This window comes from Streptomyces torulosus, assembly GCF_001419765.1.
In the GTDB taxonomy this organism is placed as follows: domain Bacteria; phylum Actinomycetota; class Actinomycetes; order Streptomycetales; family Streptomycetaceae; genus Streptomyces; species Streptomyces torulosus.
In genome coordinates, this window is sequence record NZ_LIRK01000865.1 from 5097 (window position 1) to 5433 (window position 337).

Sequence of the window (337 nt, forward strand, 5' to 3'; positions counted from 1 at the left end):
CGTGCCGTCGCCGAGATCCGGGTCGGCGGCTGGCGCACGGCCTACGCGGGGCTCGTCCCGCAGGCGTACCTCGACGGCCTGGACGTGGCCGAGGACGCCGAGAAGCGGCGCGGGATGCTCCTCAAGGCCGGCAACCCGGTGGTGAACCTGGTCGCCGAGCGCGCCGGGGAGGTGCTCGGCTGGGCGGCGTACGGCCCGTACCGGGACGGCGACATCCGCACCGGGGACGCCGAGTTGTACGCGATCTACGTACGGCCGGGCCATCTCGGCGCCGGCGTCGGCGGTGCGCTGCTGCGGACCTCGCTCGACCGCTGCCGGGCCGCCGGGTACCCCCGGG

Annotated in this window: 1 protein-coding gene; it reads left to right on the forward strand. The window is 76.6% G+C overall.

Annotated elements, in window-relative coordinates:
- The coding region (locus AOK23_RS41565; RefSeq protein ID WP_169800387.1) for a GNAT family N-acetyltransferase at positions 1-337 on the forward strand (337 nt) is incomplete at both ends.